18 protein-coding genes are annotated in these 21342 nt (G+C 70.7%); 7 read left to right on the top strand and 11 right to left on the bottom strand.

Going from position 1 to position 21342, the window contains the following annotated elements; all coding sequences use genetic code 11:
* Positions 1–205: 205 nt before the first annotated feature.
* From EV141_RS07745 to purS, 5 genes are all read right to left on the bottom strand, one after another.
* Positions 206–2704 (bottom strand): HAD-IC family P-type ATPase, encoded by a 2499-nt coding sequence (locus EV141_RS07745; RefSeq protein WP_241969167.1) that lies wholly within the window; start codon positions 2702–2704, stop codon positions 206–208.
* Positions 2705–2772: 68 nt separating this feature from the next.
* Complete coding sequence (gene purL / locus EV141_RS07740; RefSeq protein ID WP_130485411.1) at positions 2773–5091, bottom strand: phosphoribosylformylglycinamidine synthase subunit PurL; 2319 nt, start codon at positions 5089–5091, stop codon at positions 2773–2775.
* A gap of 223 nt (positions 5092–5314) precedes the next feature.
* On the bottom strand, positions 5315–5785 hold the full coding sequence (locus EV141_RS07735; protein ID WP_130485779.1) for a DUF3817 domain-containing protein: 471 nt from the start codon (positions 5783–5785) through the stop codon (positions 5315–5317).
* Between the two features lie 79 nt (positions 5786–5864).
* Positions 5865–6566: a phosphoribosylformylglycinamidine synthase subunit PurQ gene (purQ, locus tag EV141_RS07730; protein ID WP_130485410.1), complete on the bottom strand. Its 702-nt coding sequence runs from the start codon at positions 6564–6566 to the stop codon at positions 5865–5867.
* On the bottom strand, positions 6563–6835 hold the full coding sequence (purS, locus tag EV141_RS07725; protein ID WP_130485409.1) for a phosphoribosylformylglycinamidine synthase subunit PurS: 273 nt from the start codon (positions 6833–6835) through the stop codon (positions 6563–6565). Before purS ends, purQ begins: the two co-directional genes overlap by 4 nt.
* A gap of 110 nt (positions 6836–6945) precedes the next feature.
* On the opposite strand from purS, the gene EV141_RS07720 reads away from it, so the two are divergent.
* Positions 6946–8112 carry a mechanosensitive ion channel family protein gene (locus tag EV141_RS07720; protein WP_130485408.1) on the top strand — a complete coding sequence of 389 codons (1167 nt, stop codon included), beginning with the start codon at positions 6946–6948 and terminating at the stop codon, positions 8110–8112.
* Positions 8113–8128: 16 nt separating this feature from the next.
* On the opposite strand, the gene EV141_RS07715 is transcribed toward EV141_RS07720, so the two are convergent.
* The 4 genes from EV141_RS07715 to purD form a co-directional block, all read right to left on the bottom strand.
* Positions 8129–8974, bottom strand: a complete 846-nt coding sequence (locus tag EV141_RS07715) for an SGNH/GDSL hydrolase family protein (protein WP_157985530.1) — start codon at positions 8972–8974, stop codon at positions 8129–8131.
* An 11-nt stretch (positions 8975–8985) separates the two neighbouring features.
* Entirely contained in the window at positions 8986–9852 is an 867-nt protein-coding gene (locus tag EV141_RS07710) for a VOC family protein (protein WP_130485778.1), read from the bottom strand.
* 167 nt (positions 9853–10019) lie between these two features.
* Positions 10020–10943, bottom strand: coding sequence for a phosphoribosylaminoimidazolesuccinocarboxamide synthase (locus EV141_RS07705; RefSeq protein WP_130485406.1), 924 nt, complete (start codon positions 10941–10943; stop codon positions 10020–10022).
* Positions 10944–11013: 70 nt separating this feature from the next.
* Positions 11014–12273, bottom strand: a complete 1260-nt coding sequence (purD, locus tag EV141_RS07700) for a phosphoribosylamine--glycine ligase (protein WP_130485405.1) — start codon at positions 12271–12273, stop codon at positions 11014–11016.
* A 74-nt stretch (positions 12274–12347) separates the two neighbouring features.
* Between purD and EV141_RS07695 the strand changes: the two genes are divergently transcribed.
* The 4 genes from EV141_RS07695 (at position 12348) to EV141_RS07680 (ending at position 17099) form a co-directional block, all read left to right on the top strand.
* Complete coding sequence (locus EV141_RS07695) at positions 12348–12722, top strand: sterol carrier family protein (RefSeq protein WP_130485404.1); 375 nt, start codon at positions 12348–12350, stop codon at positions 12720–12722.
* 36 nt (positions 12723–12758) lie between these two features.
* Positions 12759–13145 carry a hypothetical protein gene (locus tag EV141_RS07690; protein ID WP_130485403.1) on the top strand — a complete coding sequence of 129 codons (387 nt, stop codon included), beginning with the start codon at positions 12759–12761 and terminating at the stop codon, positions 13143–13145.
* 143 nt (positions 13146–13288) lie between these two features.
* The gene (locus tag EV141_RS07685) at positions 13289–15283 is read left to right on the top strand and encodes a choice-of-anchor G family protein (RefSeq protein ID WP_130485402.1); all 1995 of its coding nucleotides are present in this window, start codon (positions 13289–13291) and stop codon (positions 15281–15283) included.
* Between the two features lie 94 nt (positions 15284–15377).
* Complete coding sequence (locus EV141_RS07680; protein ID WP_185740152.1) at positions 15378–17099, top strand: sigma-70 family RNA polymerase sigma factor; 1722 nt, start codon at positions 15378–15380, stop codon at positions 17097–17099.
* Positions 17100–17108: 9 nt separating this feature from the next.
* On the opposite strand, the gene purF is transcribed toward EV141_RS07680, so the two are convergent.
* Positions 17109–18569 carry an amidophosphoribosyltransferase gene (gene purF / locus EV141_RS07675; protein WP_130485400.1) on the bottom strand — a complete coding sequence of 487 codons (1461 nt, stop codon included), beginning with the start codon at positions 18567–18569 and terminating at the stop codon, positions 17109–17111.
* Between the two features lie 104 nt (positions 18570–18673).
* Here purF and purM point away from each other — a divergent pair, with 104 nt between their 5' ends.
* Complete coding sequence (gene purM / locus EV141_RS07670) at positions 18674–19780, top strand: phosphoribosylformylglycinamidine cyclo-ligase (protein ID WP_130485399.1); 1107 nt, start codon at positions 18674–18676, stop codon at positions 19778–19780.
* A 91-nt stretch (positions 19781–19871) separates the two neighbouring features.
* Here the strand turns inward: purM and EV141_RS07665 are convergent, their stop codons facing one another.
* Positions 19872–20066: a DUF3073 domain-containing protein gene (locus tag EV141_RS07665; RefSeq protein WP_130485398.1), complete on the bottom strand. Its 195-nt coding sequence runs from the start codon at positions 20064–20066 to the stop codon at positions 19872–19874.
* 159 nt (positions 20067–20225) lie between these two features.
* On the opposite strand from EV141_RS07665, the gene EV141_RS07660 reads away from it, so the two are divergent.
* Positions 20226–21326 carry an NAD(P)-binding domain-containing protein gene (locus tag EV141_RS07660; protein WP_130485397.1) on the top strand — a complete coding sequence of 367 codons (1101 nt, stop codon included), beginning with the start codon at positions 20226–20228 and terminating at the stop codon, positions 21324–21326.
* The last annotated feature ends 16 nt before the right edge of the window (positions 21327–21342 follow it).

Genomic DNA, 21342 nt, shown 5'->3' with positions numbered 1-21342 from the left:
GTCGAACGGCTGTCCGCCAGACCGACAGGGTGGGTTGTGGCTTGGCGTGGCGCGGCGAACGCGCCGCTAGTCGCCACGAACTGTCGGTCTGGCGGACATCTGGCCCGGCGGCGCACGGATGCGCGGCACGCGGCGGGCAGGAATGGTCGCGACTTCACGCCTTCAGCACCTCGCGCAGGCCGGTAGACCGCCGCGACCGCGGCCTTTACGACGGCACGCGGCGGTGGAAGATCTCGATCACGAGGTTGCCGACCAGGGACGCGCCGATTGCGACGGCGGCGAGGCGCGCATCCGGCATCTCGAACTGCAGGAACTCGACGGCGGGCGGCGCGAACAGCACGACGGCGAGCCCCACGTACGAGCCCGCGACAATGAGCGCGGTCAGCCAGGTGAATGGTCGCGCGAGCGTCACCAGCACCCAGAGCGCCGTCAGCGTCAGGGTGATCGTCGCCGCCGTCTGAATCTGCGCGAGCGAGTAGTCGCCGGTGAAGCGCGCCCAGCCGACGACCGAGATCAGCACGACCCCGACCGTGAGGCCCTTCGGCACGCAGAACCGCGCGGCCCGCGTCAAGAATCCCGGCCGGTACACACGCGTGTTGGTCAGCAGCGCGAAGACGATCGCGGGCAGACCGATCGTGAGCCCATCGGTCACCGAGAACTGGCGGGGCAGCAGCGGGAACTCCCACAGCAGCACGCCGAACACGACCGCGAACATCACCGCGTAGGTGGTCTTCGACAGGAACAGCTTCGCCAGCCGCTCGACGTTCGCGATCACCTGGCGCCCCTCGGCGAGAATGCGGGGCAGGCGCGAGAACTGCCCGTCGAGCAGCACGAGGCGCGCCACCGCGCGGGTCGCCGCCGAGCCCGAGCCCATCGCGATCCCCATGTCGGCGTACTTCAGCGCGAGGGCGTCGTTCACTCCGTCGCCGGTCATCGCGACGGTCCGGCCGAGGCGCTGCAGCGACAGCACCATCTGCTTTTTCTGCTCGGGCACGACGCGGCCGAAGACGCGGGTGTGGGCCATGACCTCATCGAGGGCGGCGGGGTCGTCGGGAAGCTTGCGCGCATCCATCGCCTCGCCGTCGAACGCGACGCCCGCCTCGCGGGCGACCGCGGCGACGGTGCGCGGGTCGTCGCCCGAGATGACGCAGAGCTCGACGCCCTGCTCGGCGAAGAAGCGCAGCGTCTCGGGGGCGTCGTCGCGCACCTTCTCGCGGAACGACACGATCGCGATCGGCGCGAGCTGCGCCGGCAGGGCCGGCTGCACGCCGTCGTCGACGGGGGCGAGCGGATGCTCGGTGCGGGCCAGCACGAGAACGCGGCGGCCCGCTTCGGCGAGCGCCGTCGTGCGCCCGAGCGTGTCGGCCGTCAGCTCGGCGCTCGCCGAGTCGGCGAGCACGATGTCGGGGGCGCCGATGACCCACGTGCCGGCGGCGCGCGCGTCGTCGAGCTGCAGGGCGCTCCACTTGCGGTGGGAGGAGAAGTCGATGCGGGCGACCGGCTCGGGGGTGCCGGCGCCGGGGTACGGCTCGCGCAGCGCAGCGGCGGTGGCGTTCGCCTGGGGGTCGGCGCCGACGGCGGCAAGGGCGAGTCGCCAGTCGAGCCCCGACGCGGGCAGGTCGGGGTCAGACGCGGCGAGCGCTCGGCCCACCGGCTCGACCTCGTCGAGCACGAGCTGCCCCTCGGTGAGGGTGCCGGTCTTGTCGAGGCAGAGGATGTCGACGCGGGCGAGCCCCTCGACGGCGGCGAGCTCTTGCACGAGCACCTGCTTCTGCGACAACTTCACGGCGCCGACGGCGAGCGACACGCTCGTCATGAAGACGAGACCCTGCGGGATCATCGCGATGAGGCCGGCGATCGCCCCGACGCTGGCCTCACGCCACGCGCCGGTCTCGATCGCCACGGCCCACCCGCCGAGCGCCTGCATCTGCCCGTTGATGGCGATGAGGCCGACGGGCACGAGCAGCCAGCTGATCCACGTGATGACGCGGGCGAGCGCCTGCCGCAGCTCAGAGTTGACGAGGCTGAACTGCTTCGCCTCGGCCGTGATCTTGGCGGCGTACGAGTTGGCGCCGACGCGAATCACCCGGGCGAGCCCGCGGCCGCCGACGACGGTCGAGCCGCTCAGCAGTTCGCGGTCGACGGGCGCGTTGATGGCGTCGGCCTCTCCGGTGAGCAGCGACTCGTCAACCTCGAGCCCGTGCGCCTCGATGACGACAGCGTCGGCGGCGACCTGGTCGCCGGCGCCGAGCACGAGCACGTCATCCATGACGATGCGCGCGATCGGGATGCTCGTGGGCGCGCCATCGCGCAGCACCGTCGCGTTCGGCGCATTCAGCACCGCCAGCCTGCTCAGCGTGAGCTTCGCGCGAAACTCCTGCCCGACCCCGATGAGCACGTTCGCGATGACGAAGACGCCGAACAGCGCATCCTGCCAATAGCCGAGAACGAGCAAGAGGATGAAGCAGCCCCCGACCACCCCGTTGAACAGGGTGAAGAGGTTCGCCTGCATGATGCGCCAAAACGAGCGGCCGGTGCTCGACGGCATCGCGTTGCCGAGCCCCTGCGCGAAGCGGTCGCGGGCCTCGGCCTCGCTCAGGCCACGCGCGGCCGGGACCACGGGCGCGGCGGCATCGGCCGCGCGGGGGTCAGCAAAAGCGGGCTCGGGAGCAGCCGAAGAGGGCGTGGCGTTCTCGCTCGTCACGCCGCGAGCCTACCGGCGAGGCTTTCTCGACCCGGTGACGTCACGGCATCCGCTGGGTATTCCGGGGGTTAACCCCCGACGACGGCGCCGAAGCGCTCGGGCAGCGTGTGGCGGTGCGCGGCGGCCAGCTCAGCGTGCGACAGCGTGAAGCGGTCTTGCACGTCGAGTCCGTCGATCTCGCCGTCGGTAACGCCGATACGGGTGACGGTGACGAGGCGACCCTCGCAGAGCCCGCGGAACTTAACGTCGTCTTCCCTCGCGACGGAAACGAGCATCCGGGCGCCTGATTCGGCGAAGAGCGCAGCGGTCGCGTCGATCCCGTCGCGCTCCATCAGCTCGGTCAGCCACACGCGGGCGCCGACGCCAAAGCGCAGCACTCCTTCGGCGAGCGTCGCGATGAGCCCGCCGTCGCTGAGGTCGTGGGCGCTCGTGACGAGGCCCTCCTCGGCGGCAGCGGCCATGAGTCCGGCGAGGTTCTTCTCGGCTGCGAGGTCGACGCGCGGGGGCACCCCGCCGAGGTGCTCGTGCACGACGCCGGCCCAGGCCGAGCCGTCGAGCTCGTCGCGCGTGACGCCCAGCAGGTAGAGGTTCTCGCCCTCGTCCTGCCAGCCCGACGGCAGGCGGCGGTCGACGTGGTCGATGACGCCCATGACGGCGACGACGGGGGTCGGGTGAATCGGCACGTCGCCGGTCTGGTTGTAGAACGACACGTTGCCGCCGGTCACCGGAATGCCGAGCTCGAGGCAGCCGTCGGCGAGGCCCTCGACGGCGCGAGCGAACTGCCACATCACCTCGGGGTTCTCGGGGCTGCCGAAGTTGAGGCAGTCGCTGACCGCGCGCGGGTTCGCGCCGGTGGCCGCGACGTTGCGGTACGCCTCGGCGAGCGCGAGCTGCGCGCCCGCGTAGGGGTCGAGCTGGCAGTAGCGGCCGTTCGCGTCGGTGGCGAGGGCGACGCCGAGCCCGCTCTCTTCGTCGATGCGGATCATGCCCGCGTCGTCGGGCATCGCGAGCGCCGTGTTGCCGATGACGTAGTAGTCGTACTGATTGGTGATGAGGCTCGCGTCGGCCTGGTTCGGCCCGCCGAGTACCCGCAGCGCCTGGGCGCGCAGTTCAGAATCGTCGGATGCGCGGGGCAGGGCGCGCGCGGAATCCGCGTTGAGCGCATCCAGCCATTCGGGGCGCTGCATAGGCCGGTTGTACACGGGGCCGTCGACCGCGACGGTGCGCGGGTCGACGTCGACGATCTTCTCGCCGCGCCAGTGGATGACGAGGCGGCCCGTGTCGGTGACCTCGCCGAGCACGCTGGTCTCGACGTCCCACTTGGCGGTGACGGCGAGGAACGCGTCGAGCTTCGACGGCTCGACGACGGCCATCATGCGCTCCTGGCTTTCCGACATCAGGATCTCTTCGGCGGTCAAGCTCGGGTCGCGCAACAGCACGGCGTCGAGGTCGATGACCATGCCGCCATCGCCGTTCGAGGCGAGCTCGCTGGTCGCGCACGAGATGCCGGCGGCGCCGAGGTCTTGGATGCCCTCGACGAGGCCCTCGCGGTACAGCTCGAGGCAGCACTCGATAAGCACCTTCTCGGCGAACGGGTCGCCCACCTGCACGGCGGGGCGCTTCGTCGGCCCGCCCTCGCTGAAGGTGTCGGAGGCGAGAATCGACGCACCGCCGATGCCGTCGCCGCCCGTGCGGGCCCCGAACAGCACGACCTTGTTGCCGACGCCGCGGGCGTTCGCGAGGTGCAGGTCTTCGTGGCGCAGGGCGCCGACCGCGAGCGCGTTGACGAGCGGGTTCGCCTGGTAGACGGGATCGAACCAGGTCTCGCCGCCGATGTTGGGAAGGCCGAGGCAGTTGCCGTAGAAGCTGATGCCGGAGACGACACCCGGCAGCACGCGGGCGGTGTCGGGGTGGTCGATCGCGCCGAACCGCAGGGCGTCCATGACGGCGACGGGGCGGGCGCCCATCGAGATGATGTCGCGCACGATGCCGCCGACGCCGGTCGCCGCACCTTGGAAGGGCTCGATGTAGCTCGGGTGGTTGTGGCTCTCGATCTTGAACGTGACCGCCCAGCCCTCGCCGATGTCGACGACGCCGGCGTTCTCGCCCATGCCGACCATGAGGTGCTCGCGCATCTCGTCGCTGACCTTCTGGCCGAATTGGCGCAGGTGCACCTTGCTGGACTTGTACGAACAGTGCTCGCTCCACATCACCGAGTACATGGCGAGTTCGCCGCTCGTCGGGCGGCGGCCCAAGATCTCGCGGATCTGCTGGTACTCGTCGGCCTTCAGGCCCAGCGCGTCGTACGGCTGGTGCTTGTCCGGCGTCGCGATCGCGTTGTCGACCGTGTCGGGCTGGGGGATGGCGGGCGCGACGGCATCGCTCACGGAAGAACGCTCCTTAGCGGGAGGCGGGGGCGGATGCTCCGATCCTATCGGCGGGGGAGCATCCGCCCCGACGCGTCATCCGCCCGTAACGCGACCCGCATACGCTGAGCGCATGAAGGCGTCGACGCTCTGGATCTTCGTGGTGATCGCCCTCCTCGTGTTCACGGGGGCGTTCTTCGTGGGCGCAGCGCTGAACTAGTCGCCGTGCACGGCTAGCGGTGAGCTAGTCGGCCTTCGGAATCGGCGGCCCGATCGTGAGCAGCACTACGTACGCGATGACGACACCCACGACGATCAGCGTGCCGAGCAGGTAGGGGTGCCGCAGCATCCACCGCACGAGGCGGTCGAACCACACGCGGTCGCGCGGGTCGTCCGTCGCCTCGCGTCGCCAGTCACCCTCGAGGCGACCCGTGCGGTGCGCCCAGATGTCGAACGGAATCGTCGCGTACGGAACGATTGCGGTGACGACCGCGAGCATCCCGATGCCCACGCCCCAGCGCTGGTTGACGGCGGTCAAGACGGCCGTCGCACCGTAGGCGAGGAAGACGAATCCGTGGATGCTGCCGCCGATCGTGACGAAGATGCCGCCGTCCTCGTCGCCGATCACGGCGCGAATGATGAGGCCGCCGATGAGGAGCGTCCAGGTGATCGCCTCGGCAATCGCGACGACGCGGTACAGCTTCTTCGGCGTCAGGCGGGATGCGGTGCTCGCGCTGGCGGCGGACGGCGCGGCGGGCGCGGCAGGCGCCCCGGAGGCGTCGGTAGTCACGTGCCTAGTTCAGCACGCTCTGCTTGAGCACCGATGTGAAGAACGTCAGCCCGTCGGTGCCGGAGCGCATCGCGAGGTCGGTGTCGGGGCCGAAGCCCGCCTCGACCGCGTGCTCGGGGTGCGGCATGAGTCCCACCACGTTGCCGCGCTCGTTGCGCAGGCCAGCGATGTCGCGCAGCGAGCCGTTGGGGTTCACGTCGACGTACCGGAAGGCGACGAGCCCCTCGCCCTCGAGCCGATCGAGCGTCGCGTCGTCGGCGATGTAGCCGCCCTCGCCGTTCTTCAGCGGGATCACGATTTCTTGACCCGCGGTGAAGCCGTTCGTCCAGGCGCTGTCCGTCGACTCGACCCGCAGCTTCTGGTCGCGGCGAATGAAGTCGCCGTGGTCGTTGCGAATGAGCCCGCCGGGCAGCAGGTGCGCCTCGACGAGAATCTGGAAGCCGTTGCAGATGCCGAGCACGGGCATGCCGCCGTTCGCCGCATCGATGACCTCGGCCATGATCGGCGAGCGAGCGGCGATGGCGCCGGCGCGCAGGTAGTCGCCGTAGCTGAAGCCGCCGGGCAAGACGATCGCGTCGACGCCCTTCAGGTCGTGCTCGCCGTGCCAGAGCGCGACGGGCTCGGCGCCGGCGAGGCGCACGGCGCGCATCGCGTCGCGGTCATCGAGCGACCCGGGGAAGGTGACGACTCCGACGCGCACGGTCACGCGCCCGTCGAGGCGTGCGCGTCGTCGGCCACGTGCACGCTGACCACGTCTTCGATGACGCCGTTCGACAGCAGGTCGGCGGCCAACTGCCGCGCCGTGTCGAGGAGGGCGTCGTCAACCTCGCCATCCACGTGCAGTTCGAAACGCTTGCCGAGGCGCACGTCGGTGATGCGGTTCTCACCCAGGCGGTGAATGGCCCCCGCGACGGCCTTGCCGGCCGGGTCGAGAAGTTCGGCCTTCGGCATGACCTCGACGACGATGGTGGGCACGGCGGCTCCCTGCGATTGAGCGGGTGGGGTCAGCATTCACTCTACCGGCGTGGTTAGCGTGGGGTGACCGACCGACGACCACCGATCAGGAAACCGGAACGGGAGGCCTCGTGCCCGACATCGACACCTTCACCTGGCAGAGCTGGCCGGGCCTCGCGATCGCCGTCGCGATCGCGCTCGGCATCGTCATCATCGTGACCGGGATGCTTGCGCTCGCCGCCCGCATCGCCTCGCGGAAGTGGGCGGGCGCCTATGCGACGTTCGGTCCGCCGAGGCGGCGGTTGCGCATCCTGCTCGCCCTCATCGGAACGTGGATTGCGTTCTCGCTGACGCTGCCGCCGGACGTGGTGGAGGCGGGTTGGCGGCCGGCGATCAACCAGACGTTCCGCATTCTCGTGATTCTCGCGGCGGCGTGGTTCACCACGGCGATCGTGCAGCTCATGTTCGAGCGGGTGTTGCGCCGCTACGACGTGACGGTCGACGACAACCGGGTGGCCCGGCGCATGCAGACGCAGCTGAGGTTGATCCGGCGGGTGGTCGTCGTCGTGATCGGGCTGCTCGCGGTCGCCGCCGCGCTGCTGACCTTCCCGGGCGCGCAGGCGGCAGGCGCGAGCCTGCTCGCCTCGGCCGGTCTCGCCTCGGTGATCGCGGGTCTTGCCGCACAGTCGACCCTCGCCAACGTGTTCGCGGGCATGCAATTGGCGTTCAGCGACGCGATCCGTCTCGACGATGTGGTCGTCGTCGAGGGCGAGTTCGGTCGCGTGGAGGAGATCACGCTCACCTACGTCGTCGTGCGCATCTGGGATCAGCGTCGGCTCGTCCTGCCGTCGACCTACTTCACGACGACGCCGTTCGCGAACTGGACCCGCAGCGCCTCCGAGTTGATGGGCACCGTCGAGCTCGACGTCGACTGGCGGGTCGACGTCGACGCAATGCGCGCCGAACTCACCCACATCGTCGAGGCCTCGCCGCTCTGGGATGAGCGCGTCGCGAGCATCGCCGTCACGAGCGCCGTCGGCGGCTACGTGCGCGTGCGCCCGCTCGTCAGTGCCCGCAACTCGAGCGACCTGTGGGACCTGCAGATCCTCGTGCGCGAAAAGCTCGTCGACTGGGTGCGCCGCGAGGCTCCCGAGGCGCTGCCGACGCAGCGCGTCGAGGTGGGCGAGGTGGCCGCTGGTGCCGATTTGGGTGCTGATCGGGATGCGCGGGGCCGGTCCCGCGCGCGCGGCCCGGTTGCCGGCGAGGCGCCCGCCGACGGCGACGAGTCAGCCTCGTAAGCGTCCGCCGCGGCGCCTACGCCTCGCGCAGCAGCGCGCCGACCGGCGACTCGAGCGCGTCGGCGACGGCGAACTGCGCCCAGTCGCGGTAGCCGAGGGCGCTCGGGTGGAAGTCGTCGACCGCGAAGAAGCCCTCAGTGTAGGGCGGCGGGGGAGGCGACATGTGGGCCCGCGGGTGCGCGTCAATGAGTTCGCGTGCCTCGTGCTCGAGCGCCTGCGAGTGCCGGTACAGCGTTGAGCGCAGCGGCTCGGGCAGCCCGCGGAACCGGAAGAACGCCGGCAGCGACGACATCAGCAGCACGGCGTCGGGGTGGGCGGCGAACACCTTGTCGACGATGTGCGTGACGTCGCGCCGAAAGCCGCGGGCGCTGCGCACCGCGAGCGCGTCGTTGGCGCCCACGGTGAGAAAGACCACGGTCGTGCGCTCGCGCAGCGCCGGGCGCAGGTGGCGGGCGATGAGGTCGCGGGCCGTTGCGCCCGATCGGCCGGATGCGCGCCACAACACCCGCCGCTCGGTCGCCTCGCTGAGGGCCTTGGCCAGCTGCCCGCCGAGACCGAGCCGTGCGTGGTCGACGCCGACGCCGGCGGCGGTCGAGTCGCCGAGCACGAGCAGCCGCGTGGGCTCGCCGCCACCGCGGGGGCCGGCCGAGCCGCGCCACGGGGCGGGGGCCTCGGGCAGCACGGGGATGCTCTCGCGCAGCACGCGCGACTGCGGCACGATCACGGGCGCGAGCGCCAGCGCGACCGCGCGGCTCACGGCGAGCCCGTCGCGCGTGAAGCTGGGCTTGTCGGCCTGGTCGCGCTCGTGGCGCGCCGCCGCCCTGTTGTGTGCGGGGTCGGTCTGGTTGTGGGGATCGCTCACGGCCGACGAGTCTAGAGCGTCGCGGTGACGCGCAGGGTGTTGCCCCAGGGGTCGCCGAGGGTGACCGTTTGGCCGTCGTTCGCGACCTCGATGCGGTGGTCGCGCATCCGTTCGGTGAGGGCGTCGACCGCGTCAGCGGTCGGCAGCACGATGTCGACGAGGCCGAGCCCGAGCGTCGCTTGCCGCACGCCTGCGCCGCGGCTGCGCCACACGTTCATCGCCATGTGGTGGTGGTAACCGCCCGCACTCATGAACACGGCCTGATTGCCGAGTTCGGCGGTGATGTCGAAGCCGAGCGCGCCCGCGTAGAAGTCGCGGGCCGTGTCGACGTCGCCGACTGAGAGGTGCACGTGGCCGACGGAACCGGCGATGGGGGCCGCAAGGGCGTGCTCGGTGAGGTGCTCGCGCAGGTAGGCGTTCGGGTCGAGCGCGAGTGTGGCCATCGCGACCCGGTCACCCGACCACTGCCACGTGTCGCGCGGACGGTCCCAGTAGAGCTCGACGCCGTTGCCCTCGGGGTCGTCGAAGTAGAACGCCTCGCTCACGAGGTGGTCGGCCGAGCCCGTAAAGCGATCGGGATGCGCCGTCGCCGTGCGGTACACCGCGGCGGAGAGAGCGGCGCGCGTCTCGAAGAGGATCGCCGTGTGGAAGAGGCCCGCCTCGCGGGGGCCGGCGTGCCGCATCGCGGGGGCGTGCCGCAGCACGACGGCGGGTTGGGCGGGCGTGACGGTCGTGCCCGAGCTGGTGTTGGCGACGTGAGCCGGGCGGCCGAGCGTGACCGTGCCGGCGCCCTCGGCGAGAACGGCCAGCCCCACGGCGTCGCGGTAGTAGGCGGTCATGAGGTCGAGGTTGGCGACGTCGAGGGTCACCGCGCCCATCGCCAAGTCGGCGGGCAGCGCGTGCTCGGCGGGACGCGCCTGCTCGGTGGGTAGCGGCTGCTCGGCGGGTGCTTCGTGCTGATCGGGCATATCGGCTCAACCCGATATCCCCCCGGGGTATTCCGGCCGGCGGTCCGAGCGGGCCGACGGGCGAGCCGCCGCGCGCCCTACGCCGTCAGGCGCTCGATCAACTCGCGGTAGCGCGCCGCCGTCTGCTCGACGATCTCGGCGGGCAGACGCGGGGGCACGCCCTGGCCGTCCCAGTTGGCCGACAGCCAGTCGCGCACGATCTGCTTGTCGAAGCTGGCGAGCCGGTCGGGGCCGCCCGCGGCGTAGGCGGCGGCGTCCCAATAGCGTGACGAGTCGCTCGTCAGCACCTCGTCGGCGAGGGTCAGTTCGCCCGTCTCGGGGTCGGCGCCGAACTCGAACTTGGTGTCGGCGAGAATCACGCCGCGCGATTCGGCGACGACCGAGGCCTGCGTGAAGATCGCGAGCGACGCATCCCGCAGCGCGGTGGCGACATCGGCCCCGACCAGCTCGACCGAGCGTTCGAAGGTGATGTTCTCGTCGTGCTCGCCGTACGGCGCCTTCCACGCGGGGGTGTAGATCGGTTCGGGCAGGCGGTCGCCGTTCGCGAGGCCCGCGGGCAGCGCGATGCCGCAGACGGTGCCGTGCTCGCGGTACTCGGCCCAGCCGCTGCCGACCAGGTAGCCGCGCACGACGCACTCGACCGGGTACATGTCGAGCCGGCGGGCGACCACCGCGCGGTCGGCGACCTCGGCGGGCACTTCGGCGGTCGGGTCGATGTGGTTGGCGATGGGCAGCTGCGCGAACCACCAGCGGCTGAGCTGCGTGAGCAGTGCGCCCTTTGCCGGAATCTCGGGCTCGAGCACGTGGTCGAACGCGCTCACCCGGTTGCTCGCGACCATGAGCACGCGGTCGGCGCGGGCCAGGGCGGATGCACGGGGCGCGCCCTCCGCGTCCGTCGCCTCCGCGACGTCGGCGGGCACGTACAGGTCGCGCACCTTGCCGCTGTAGGCGTGCGCCCAGCCGGAAAGGTGGAGGGCGTCGACGGCGTGACCGGTGCTCATGCGGGTCTCCTGCGGGGCCGGGCCGGGCACCGCCCGGCGAGACAAGGTGCGGGGTGAGGGGTGGGGCTGGTTAGTGCGCGGCCGGGTCGACGCGGGCGGCGATGTCGCGCCGCACCTGCCCACCCTCGAGGTGGATGAGATCGATGGCACGATACGCCCGCTCGCGCGCGACCGTGAAGTCGGGGCCGGTGGCGACGACGCTCAGCACGCGCCCGCCGGTGGCAACGAAGCCCTCGTCGGTGTGGGCGGTCGCCGCGTGGCAGAGGTGCACGCCCTCGACGGCTGCCGCCTCAGCGAGCCCCGTGAGCGGGCGGCCCGTGTGTGGGGTGTCGGGGTAGCCGGCGCTCGCGAGCACCACCGTCACAGCGACGTCGTCACTGAAGGTCGGGGGCGGGGCGCTGACGAGCGTGCCGGTCGCGGCCGCGTACAGCAGCGCCGACAGCGGGGTCGTGAGGCGCGGCAGCACGACCTGCGTCTCGGGGTCACCGAAGCGGGCGTTGAACTCGATGACTCTGAGGCCCTTCTCGGTGAGGATCAGCCCGCAGTACAGCAGACCGATGAAGGGCGTGTCCTCGCTGGCGAGCTGACGCACGGTCGGCAGCGCGACGGTGTCGATGACCTCGTCGACGAGGCCCTCGGGCGCCCACGGCAGGGGCGAGTACGCACCCATGCCCCCGGTGTTCGGGCCGGTGTCGCCGTCGCCGATGCGCTTGTAGTCCTGCGCCGGGCTGAGCGGCACGACGGTCGCGCCGTCGCTCAGCAAAAACAGGCTGATCTCTTGGCCGGCGAGGTGCTCTTCAATCAGCACGCCGCCCTGCTGCAGGTAGTGCTCGGCGTGGGCGAGCGCGGCGGCACGGTCGTCGGTGACGATCACGCCCTTGCCGGCCGCGAGCCCGTCGGCCTTCACGACGTAGGGGGCGCCGAAGCGGTCGAGTGCCTGCTCAACCTCGGCGAGCGTCGCGGCGCGCACCGCGGCGCCCGTCGGAACCCCTGCCGCCTCCATGATGCGCTTCGCGAAGGCCTTCGAGCCCTCGAGTTGAGCGGCCTTGGCGCTCGGCCCGAACACGGCGATGCCGCGGGTGTGCAGGGCGTCGGCGACGCCGGCGACGAGCGGCGCCTCGGGCCCGACGACGACGAGCTCGATGCCGTTCTCGATCGCGTAGTCGGCCACAACCGCGCCCGAGGTGGGGTCGAGCGCGACCGTCTCGACGGCCTCGGCGATGCCGGCGTTGCCGGGGGCGGCGACGATGTGGTGCTCGGCCCGCTCGCTCAGGAGGGCGGTGATGATGGCGTGCTCGCGGGCACCGGAGCCGAGGACGAGGATCTTCACGCGCTCAGCCTACCGACGCAGCCGTGGGTGCCGACGGGCGCTGGCGGGTGCCCGCGGGCCGTTAGCCTCGTCGCATGCCCCGCCCGCGCATCCCGCAATCGGAGGGCGAGGCGGCGCTCGCCGCCGCCCTCGCCGATCTCGACGCAGCCGAGCGCACGACGCTTGCCACGGCGAGCCGCTACGTGCTGCAGCTGCTGGGCGACGAGCACCCCGGCAAGAGCGTCGAACTGCGGGTGCCGCCGTTCGGGGCCGTGCAACTGGTCGAGGGCCCGCGGCACACCCGCGGCACCCCGCCGAATGTCGTCGAGACCGACGCGGCGACGCTCATCGCGCTCGCCGCCGGTCGGGCCACGTTCGCTGACGCGGTTCAGGATGCGCGCATCCACGCCTCGGGATCACGCAGCGACCTCTCGTCGCTGTTCCCGATCGCGCCCGTCACTCACGACTAGGCCCGATTGCTCAGCCGAGTCGGTCAGAATAGGCGCGTGAGCGACGCGACCCCCGCGCCCGAGACGGGCGACCGCCAGCAGTTGAGCGTGCGCCGGGCGCCAAAAATTGGCGCCTTCCTCGTCGTCGGCGGCACCCTCGGATTTGTCATCACGCTCATCGTCACAACTCTCGTGCCGCGCAACCCCGAATCACAGGTGGGCCTCGGCGCCCTCGTCGCGTACTTCTCGCTGTACGGGATCACGGCCGGCGTGCTCGTCGGGGCGATCGTCGGGGTTGCGCTTGATCGCCGCTCGCGGCGCCGTGCCCGCACGATGGAGGCCCTGCGCGAGGTCGTCGACCCGGCCCCCATCGAGGGCGAGCTCGAAGATGACGAGCGGGGTGATGGGCCTCGCGACGAGCCGCGAGACCCGCGCGTTTCCTAAGCGTTTGTCGATTGCGCGCTGAGCGCATCCTGATGCTCGGAAAAATTCTTTCCTCCCTCGCGTCATAGCGGAGCTATTTCTGCGTCCTTCTCACTAAGAGCAGTCGACATACCGGTCGGTTGTGCGGTGGAGGGGAAGACCACATGCGAACACAACGAGGGGGCCGTCGGGTCGCCAGACAACGAGTACTCGGCGCCGTCAGTGCGGCCGGCGCTATCGCTCTCGTCCTCGGCACTGCCGGGCCCGCCGCGGCGTCGGTGGACCGTGATTCGGGGACTCGTGAGGCGTCGGCGCGCGGACAATTCCTGTCCGGCTCGATCGCCGGGGTGTCGCTCGACCGAATCGTGGCGCTCGAGCCGGCGCGCGCAGCCAACAGCGGTTCCGAGCCCGATCGCATCGTCGACAACCCGCTGATCGTGTCAGCACTCGGGGCGTCGCTCATCACACTGCCATCAGGGATCCAGCTTGACCTCGGGTCGATTGTCGACGGGGGCGTCGCGGCTCAGCTCGCTCGTGCCTCGGCTGACGGCTCGGCGGCAGCGGGCTCGGGGGCGATCGGCCGCGCGGGAGGGGCATCGCTCGGCGTGACGACCTCGGGTGCTGGGGGTGACCTGGCCCTCGACCTCTCGGCCGCGCTCGACGGTGCACTCAGCGACGCGCTTGCCGACGTCGAGCTGCGCCTCAGCGCGGTCCAGGCGAGTGCGCGTGCCGACGCCGATGGTGTCACCGGCGACTACTCGTTGGCGGGTGCCGAGCTGCTCATCTCCAGCCCCGCTGTCGCGGCTCTTGGTCAGAAGGTGTCGTCGGCGCTCGATGGCGTCACGAGCAGACTGGATGCGCTCTCGCGAGACGACGGACCGCTCGCGCTGTCGATTGGCGCGGCACTGAATCCGTTACTCGGCACTGCGGGAATTGCTGCAAATGTGGATATCGCGATCGACGCCGACGTTCGCGGCGCAGTGACGCCGCTCCTCCGCACCGAGTACGCCGCGCGGGGTATCAGCATCGACCTAGAAACCGGCACGGTCACCGTCGATCTCGCCACCCTCGCCGGTGGTCGCCTCAACGAGCTGCCTCCCGGTACTGACCTGCTCTCAGCCGGGGTGCTCTCCCCGGTTCTCGACGGGGCCACCGGGTCCATTGCCGACCTCGTCGATCAGATCACGGCCGCTGTCGACGAGGCACTGCGGTCGGGAACGATCTCGGTGTCGGCCTCCGCGTCGACGTTGACGGCGCAGCAGCCGCGCTACGAGTCCGAGTGCCGCGACATCACGCGCGAGATCGTGCGGGCTCCGTCAGGCAGTGGGTCAGGCGGCTCCGGTTCGAGCGGTGGCTCGTCGGGGCACGGACTCGTCGGCGGGCTTCTGGGCGGAATCGGCGGCCTCGTCGGCGATGTGGTCGGTGGCGTGGGTGACGTTGTCGGCGAGGTCGTCGACACGGTAACCGAGACGGTGTGCAGCACCGTCGCGGTGCCGCTTCCCGATCTGGCTACGGGTCTTGACTTGACGCTCACGGCGAACCTCGGTCAGGCGAGCGACGGGATTGTCGACACCTCCGTCGCGTCTCTCGTCGTGCTCGGCTCGCGGGTCGACGTGCCGGTGCCGGCGATTCGTTCGGCTCTTGCGGCCGTCATTACGGCCGAGCTGTTCGGTGATGACGGCGCGGTGCGCGAGGTGCAGCGGCGTCTTCAGCTCACTCTCGTCGACCCGGCGCTTCACGCCCTGCTCGGTGCAGACGGCGCCTCAGCACTCGGCGCGCTCCTATCGGTCACCGTGAACGAGCAGGACGTGCGGGCGGGCGGCGCCGGCCTCACCCAAACCGCGGTGCGGGTCACGGTGGGCGGCGAGTCAGCCAGCCTGGTGCGTCTCGACGTCGCGACCGCCGAGGTCATTGGGGGTGTGGGAGGCGACAACGGTCCCGGCGAGCCGACCGACCCGGAGGGGCCGGGAGGGCCCGGTGGGCCGGGCGCGGATGATCCCGCCACTCCCGCCGGTTTCGGTGTTCCGGGTGGCCCCGACCGCTTGGCGATGACCGGCGTCTCGGCGCTCCTCGCCATCATCGGCCTCGCTGCGGCACTACTTGCCGCATCGGGCTTAGCGCTACGCGCTCGACGTCGCAGCGCCGAGCTCGTGGCCTGAGTCGCACGGGAGGGGTGCTCGCCACCCCTCCCGTGCACCCTCTTGCCTGTCCATGGTTATCGAAGTAAAATTCGAGTTCGAGGAAGGCGGGCCCATGGGTTCCCGACGACGCGACGCCGAAGCATCCGATGATCTCTTGATCGCGCGCGCCCGCGATCGCGACCAATCCGCCTTCGGGATGCTGTACGAGCGTCATCGCGAGGCGGCGCTCCGCGCGGCGCGCGGCTTCCGCGGCATCGACTCGGACGACCTCGTGAACGAGGCGTTCATCCGCATCTATGCCTGTCTGGCGAAGGGCCGCGGCCCGAACGGAGCGTTTCGCCCGTACCTGTACCGGACCATCCGAAACGTCGCGCTCGACTGGCTGCGTCGGCCATCCGAAATCGCGATGGACGAGGAGCACCTAACCGAGTGCATCGACGACGGGGGCGCGTCGCCCGACGCCTCCCACCACGTCGAGGCGGCGCTCGAACGCAGCCTCACCGTCCGTGCGTTTCGCAGTCTGCCCGAGCGCTGGCAGACAGTGCTCTGGTACACGGAGGTCGAGGGGCTCGACCCCCACGAAGTCGCTCCGCTTCTCGGGCTGAAACCGAACGCTGTCGCAGCCCTCGCCTACCGCGCACGGGACGGCCTGCGCTCAGCATGGCTGACAGCTCACGTCGAATCGGCGGGGCTCGACGGTGAGTGCCGGTGGGTGGCCGCCCACGTGGCGCAGTCCGCGCGCCACACGCTCGCGCCCGCCGACCGTGCGCGGCGCGATCATCACCTCGCCCAGTGCGCGCGCTGCGCGGTCATCGTCGAGGAGGTCGACGATGTGGGTGCGCGGCTGGCCCTCGTGCTGTTGCCGTTGTTCCTCGGGGCGGGGGCAGCCACCGCGTTCGCGTCCACGCCCTCGAGTGCCGACATGGCGCTTCCGGGTGATCTGTCGCCGATTGCTCCGGCGGTGCCCGAGCCGGGCATCTCCAACGTCCCGCTCGAGACGGGGTTCTCGTTCGCGAGTGCCGTCGCCCCCGTCGCGTCAGCGCCCGCCGTCACAGCGGGAACCACATCGGCACTCGGGGTCGTGTCCGCCTCCGTCATCGCGCCCGTGCTAATCGCGGGGGGACTATTGGGCGGGGTAGCCGCGGCGCCCCTCTTTACCGACGCTGCTGCCAACGGAGGCACGACGGTGAGCGCGCAGAGCGATGCGAGTGGCGGGACCGCCGACCGTACCGACGGCGCCCCGCGTGACGAGAGACCCACGGCGGTCATTGACCCGGGAACCGTGCCGCGCGACACGCTCGACGGCTGGGTTCGTGGTGTGGACGCATCGGACACCGTTGAGGTGACGCTCGAGGCTGAGCAGACGGCGCTCGCCGCGCCACCGTCGTCGCTGGAGACCGCGGTCGCGCGCGAGGTCGACGCAGTTCAGGATGTGGTTGGCGGGGTCATCGACACCGTCACGGGGGGTGCACCCCCCGCTGGGCATACCGCTCCCGGCGGCGTCCTGGGTGCCGACCTGGAGTTCGACATTCTTGGAACGGCGACGCCGGGCGCGACCGTGTCGGCGCAGGCGGCCGGGCAGGTCTATGCCACCGCGACCGTGGCCGCGGACGGCACCTTCCGCCTCGCCGTGACCGCTTTGCCGGACGGCGTGCAGAACCTTGATGTCGTTCAAGTCGTCGATCGTTCCTACCTCCAGCGGCTGTTGCCGGGCGTCGGTGGTGTGCTTGACGGCCTGCTGGGCGGGGTGGATCGCTTGATCGACGGTCTGATCACCCCGGTGTCCCTGGCGACCACCAGCATCGCCGGCGTGAGCATCGCGACCGGCGAGTGACGGCTGCGGCTAGCTGTTCTGGTTCGCCTCGACCCAGGTGAGGTACTCGGGGCTGACCGAGCCGGTGACGTAGTCGCCCGTGAAGCAGCTCATCTCGAGCTCGGTGATGTCGCTGCCCTCGATGATGGCCGACTGCATGTCGGCGACTTCCTGGTAGATCAGGTGGTCGGCGCCGAGCTCGCGGGCGATGTCGGGAATCTTGCGGCCATGGGCGACGAGCTCGTTCGACGTCGGCATGTTGATGCCGTAGACGTGCGGGTAGCGCACGGGCGGGGCCGCCGAGGTGAAGGTGACCGAGTGGGCGCCGGCCGAGCGGGCCATCTCGACGATCTCTTTCGACGTGGTGCCGCGCACGATCGAGTCGTCGACGATCAGAATGTTCTTGCCGCGGAACTCGCTCGACATGGCGTTCAACTTCTGCTTGACGCTCTTCTTCCGCTCGGCCTGCCCGGGCATGATGAAGGTGCGGCCGACGTAGCGGTTCTTGTAGAAGCCCTCGCGGTACTCGATGCCGAGCTTCTGCGCCACCTGCATGGCGGCGGGTCGCGACGAGTCGGGAATCGGCATGACGACGTCGATGTCGCCGGTCGGCGCGTACTCGGCGATCGTGTTCGCCAGCCGGTCGCCCAGGCGCAGCCGCGCCTCGTACACCGAGATGCCGTTCATGATCGAGTCGGGCCGGGCCAGGTACACGTACTCGAACGAGCACGGAATCAGTCGCGGGTTCGCGGCGCACTGACGGCTGATCAGCTCGCCGCTCTGGCTGATGAACACCGCCTCGCCCGGGGCGATGTCGCGCACGATCTCGTAGTCGCCCGCCTCGAGCACGAGCGACTCACTCGCGACGACCCACTCGTGCTGACCCGACTCGCTGAGGCGACGGCCCAGCACGAGGGGGCGAATGCCGAACGGGTCGCGGAATGCCAGCAGGCCGTGCCCGGCGATGAGGGCGATCGCGGCGTACGAGCCCTCGACCCGCTCGTGCACGCGGCTGATCGCGGCGAACACCTGGTCGGGGTCGAGGTCGGTGCTGATCGTCACTTGCTGCTGCAGCTCGTGCGCGAGCACGTTGACGAGCAACTCGGTGTCGGAGTTCGTGTTGAGGTGCCGGCGGTCGACCTCGTTCAGCTCGCGCGTCAACTCGCGCGTGTTCGTGAGGTTGCCGTTGTGCACGAGGATGATGCCGTACGGCGCGTTCACGTAGAACGGCTGCGCCTCCTCCTCGCTCGAGGCGGTGCCGCGGGTCGCGTAGCGCACGTGGCCGAGCCCCGAGTTGCCGAGCAGCGAGCGCATGTCGCGGGTGCGGTACGCCTCGCGCACCTGGCCCTTCGCCTTCGCCATGTGCAGCACGCGCCCCTCGGCGGTGGCGATGCCCGTGGAGTCTTGGCCGCGGTGCTGCAGAAGCGCCAGCGCGTCGTAGACCTGCTGATTGACGGGGCCCGACGAGACGAGGCCGACGATGCCGCACATGAAGTTCGCGTGCTCCCGAATGACAGGGGATTCGGCCCGATCGAGCCGCCTCAAGTCTGGCATACGTGCTCATCTGCGCACGCCGCCGCCGATACGCTTGAGCCGTGACCGAGAGCGCATCAAGCAGCTACGCCGCCGCCGGAGTCGACACCGCTGCGGGTGACCTCGCGGTCGAGCTCATGAAGTCGGCCGTCGCCGCCACCCACGGGCCCAATGTGCTCGGCGGGGTGGGCGGGTTCGCCGGCCTCTGGGACGCCTCAGCGCTGACCCGCTACCGCAAGCCCCTGCTCGCCACGAGCACCGACGGCGTCGGCACGAAGGTCGCCATCGCGCAGGCCCTGGACATTCACGACACGATTGGCCACGACCTCGTGGCGATGGTCGTCGACGACATCGTCGTCGTGGGGGCCACGCCGCTCTTCATGACCGACTACATCGCCTGCGGCAAGGTGCACCCTGAGCGCATCGCCGACATCGTGCGCGGGATTGCCGAGGCCTGCGCCGCGACCGGCACGGCGCTCGTCGGCGGCGAGACGGCCGAGCACCCGGGCCTGCTCGGCCCCGACGACTATGACGTCGCCGGCGCCGCCGTCGGCGTTGTCGAGGCGGATGCGGTACTCGGCCCCGAGCGCGTCACCGACGGCGACGTGGTCATCGCGATGGCAAGCTCGGGCCTGCACTCGAACGGCTTCTCGCTCGTCCGGCACATCCTCGCGCAGCGCTCCATCTCGTTCCACGACGAGTTGCCCGAATTCGGCGGAGTCGTCGGTAAGACCCTGCTCGAGCCGACCCGGCTGTACACGGCACCGATCCTTCAGACGCTGGAGGCGCATCCGGGCGCCGTGCACGCGCTCAGCCACGTGACGGGCGGCGGCATCGCGGCGAACCTCGCCCGCGTGCTGCCGCAGGGCGCGTGGGTCGAGGTCAACCGCGCGACCTGGAGCCCGCCCGCCGTCTTCCGCGTGCTGACTGACCTCGCGGGCGACAGCCTCGAATCGACCGAGGGAACGTGGAACCTGGGGCTAGGGATGCTCGCGGTCGTTGACGCAGATCACGCGTCCGCGGTCACCGCCACGCTCACCGCGGCGGGCCTGCCGAGCTGGCAGGTCGGCGCGGTGTCGACCGCCACCCGGGATCTCGCCGGGTTCGAGCAGGGTGCAAAGGGCGTCGACGGCGGCGCCGTGCGCCTCGTCGGCAGCTACGCCGACTAGGGGCGGTACCGGTCCGCGCATAGCGCGTCGCGCATCCCGCGCACAGCGAAAAGGCCCGCCGAAGCGGGCCTCACGCGAATCTGTGTGACGGCTACGCGGTGCGCGGCTGGTCGATGTCGGCGTCGTCGTCTTCGTCGTCGACCAGGTCGGCCCACTTGTCGACGTACTCGTCGTTCTCCTTCGCCGCGAGCTCGCGCTCGAGCTGCGTCAGATCGGTGTTCGGGCTGTAGTACTTCAGCTCACGAGCGACCTTGGTGTGCTTTGCCTTTTGGCGACCGCGCCCCATGCGTGACCCCCTCAACAGGTTGGTCGGCGGGCGGATATTCCGCGAGATCGCGCCGACGTGGGACTGGACGAAAACTAACGGGCACTCTACCACGGAGCGCCGCTCGACCCCGGCGGTCACGGAGGGGGCGCCAGGGGTGGGCCGGTACCGTAGACGCTTGTGACCGACGCCGAACTGAGCACCTCCTGCATCGTCATCGGTGCGGGCCAGGCGGGCCTGTCGGTTGCCTACTATCTGCGGCGCCTCGGCCTTGAACCCGGCGAAGAATTCGTGCTGCTCGATCGCGGCCCGTCGACCGGCGGCGCGTGGCAGCACCGCTGGGAGGCGCTGAAGCTCGGCTCGGCGCACAAGGTCAACGACCTGCCCGGCATGGACGAGCTGGGTCTCAGTTTCACGACCGCCGACCACGGCGTTCCGGCGCGCGACGTCGTCGAGGAGTACTACGCGGCCTACGAAGAGCACTACGGCCTCCAGGTCGTGCGCCCGGCTGACGTCACGAGCGTCACCGACCTGGGCCGTGACCTGCTGGTGCGTTTCGACACCGAGGGTGGCGAGCTCGAACTGCGCGGCGCGACCATCGTGAACGCGACCGGCACCTGGGGGGCGCCCTTCGTGCCGCACTACCCCGGCATGCGCGACTTCACCGGCCGCCACGTACACACGAGCACTTACGTGGATGCGCACGATTTCGCCGGTCAAGATGTGGTCGTCGTCGGCGGGGGCACCTCCGCGATCGGCTTCATTCTCGAGTTGGAGGGCGTCGCGAACTCGATCACGTGGGCCACGCGGCGGCCGCCCGAGTTTCTCGACGGCTCTGAACTCGACCTCGAGGCCGCTGAAAAGGCGGTCGGAGCGCAAGACGAGGCGGCGCGCGCGGGTCGCGCGCTGCCGAGCATCGTCAGCGGAACGGGGGTGCCGCGCACCCGCAAGATCCAGGCGGCGATTGAGCGGGGCATCCTGGAGACGAAGGGCATGTTCGCGCGCATCGAGGCCGACGGCGTGCGTTTCCCCGACGACGAGTTTCAGCGCGCCGACGCGATCATCTGGGCGACCGGCTTTCGGCCGGAGCTGCGCCACCTCGCGCCCATGAAGCTGCGCGAAAAAGAGGGTGGGGTGACGGTCGACAGCTACCGCGTCGCCCGCGACCCCCGGCTGTTCTTCGCGGGCTACGGGCCCGCCGCGTCGACCATCGGGGCGAACCGTGCCGGGCGCAACATCGCGCGGCAGGTCATCGCGCAGCTGAGCCGCATCGGCCGTTAGGCGGCCTCGAGCCCGT

Source organism: Microcella putealis (assembly GCF_004216575.1).
Classification (GTDB): domain Bacteria; phylum Actinomycetota; class Actinomycetes; order Actinomycetales; family Microbacteriaceae; genus Microcella; species Microcella putealis.
This window is presented reverse-complemented; position numbering and strand designations above follow the sequence as displayed.

Coding starts and splice junctions, on each gene's coding strand:
- EV141_RS07705 (WP_130485406.1), bottom strand. CDS start 10,943: ATGAGCACCGGTCACGCCGTCGACGCCCTCCACCTTTCCGGCTGGGCG.
- EV141_RS07685 (WP_130485402.1), top strand. CDS start 13,289: ATGCGAACACAACGAGGGGGCCGTCGGGTCGCCAGACAACGAGTACTC.
- EV141_RS07695 (WP_130485404.1), top strand. CDS start 12,348: ATGCCCCGCCCGCGCATCCCGCAATCGGAGGGCGAGGCGGCGCTCGCC.
- EV141_RS07680 (WP_185740152.1), top strand. CDS start 15,378: ATGGGTTCCCGACGACGCGACGCCGAAGCATCCGATGATCTCTTGATC.
- purF (WP_130485400.1), bottom strand. CDS start 18,569: ATGTGCGGCATCGTCGGCCTCGTCTCGTCGGGCCCCGTCAATCAGCAG.
- EV141_RS07665 (WP_130485398.1), bottom strand. CDS start 20,066: ATGGGGCGCGGTCGCCAAAAGGCAAAGCACACCAAGGTCGCTCGTGAG.
- EV141_RS07710 (WP_130485778.1), bottom strand. CDS start 9,852: ATGGGCGCGGTGACCCTCGACGTCGCCAACCTCGACCTCATGACCGCC.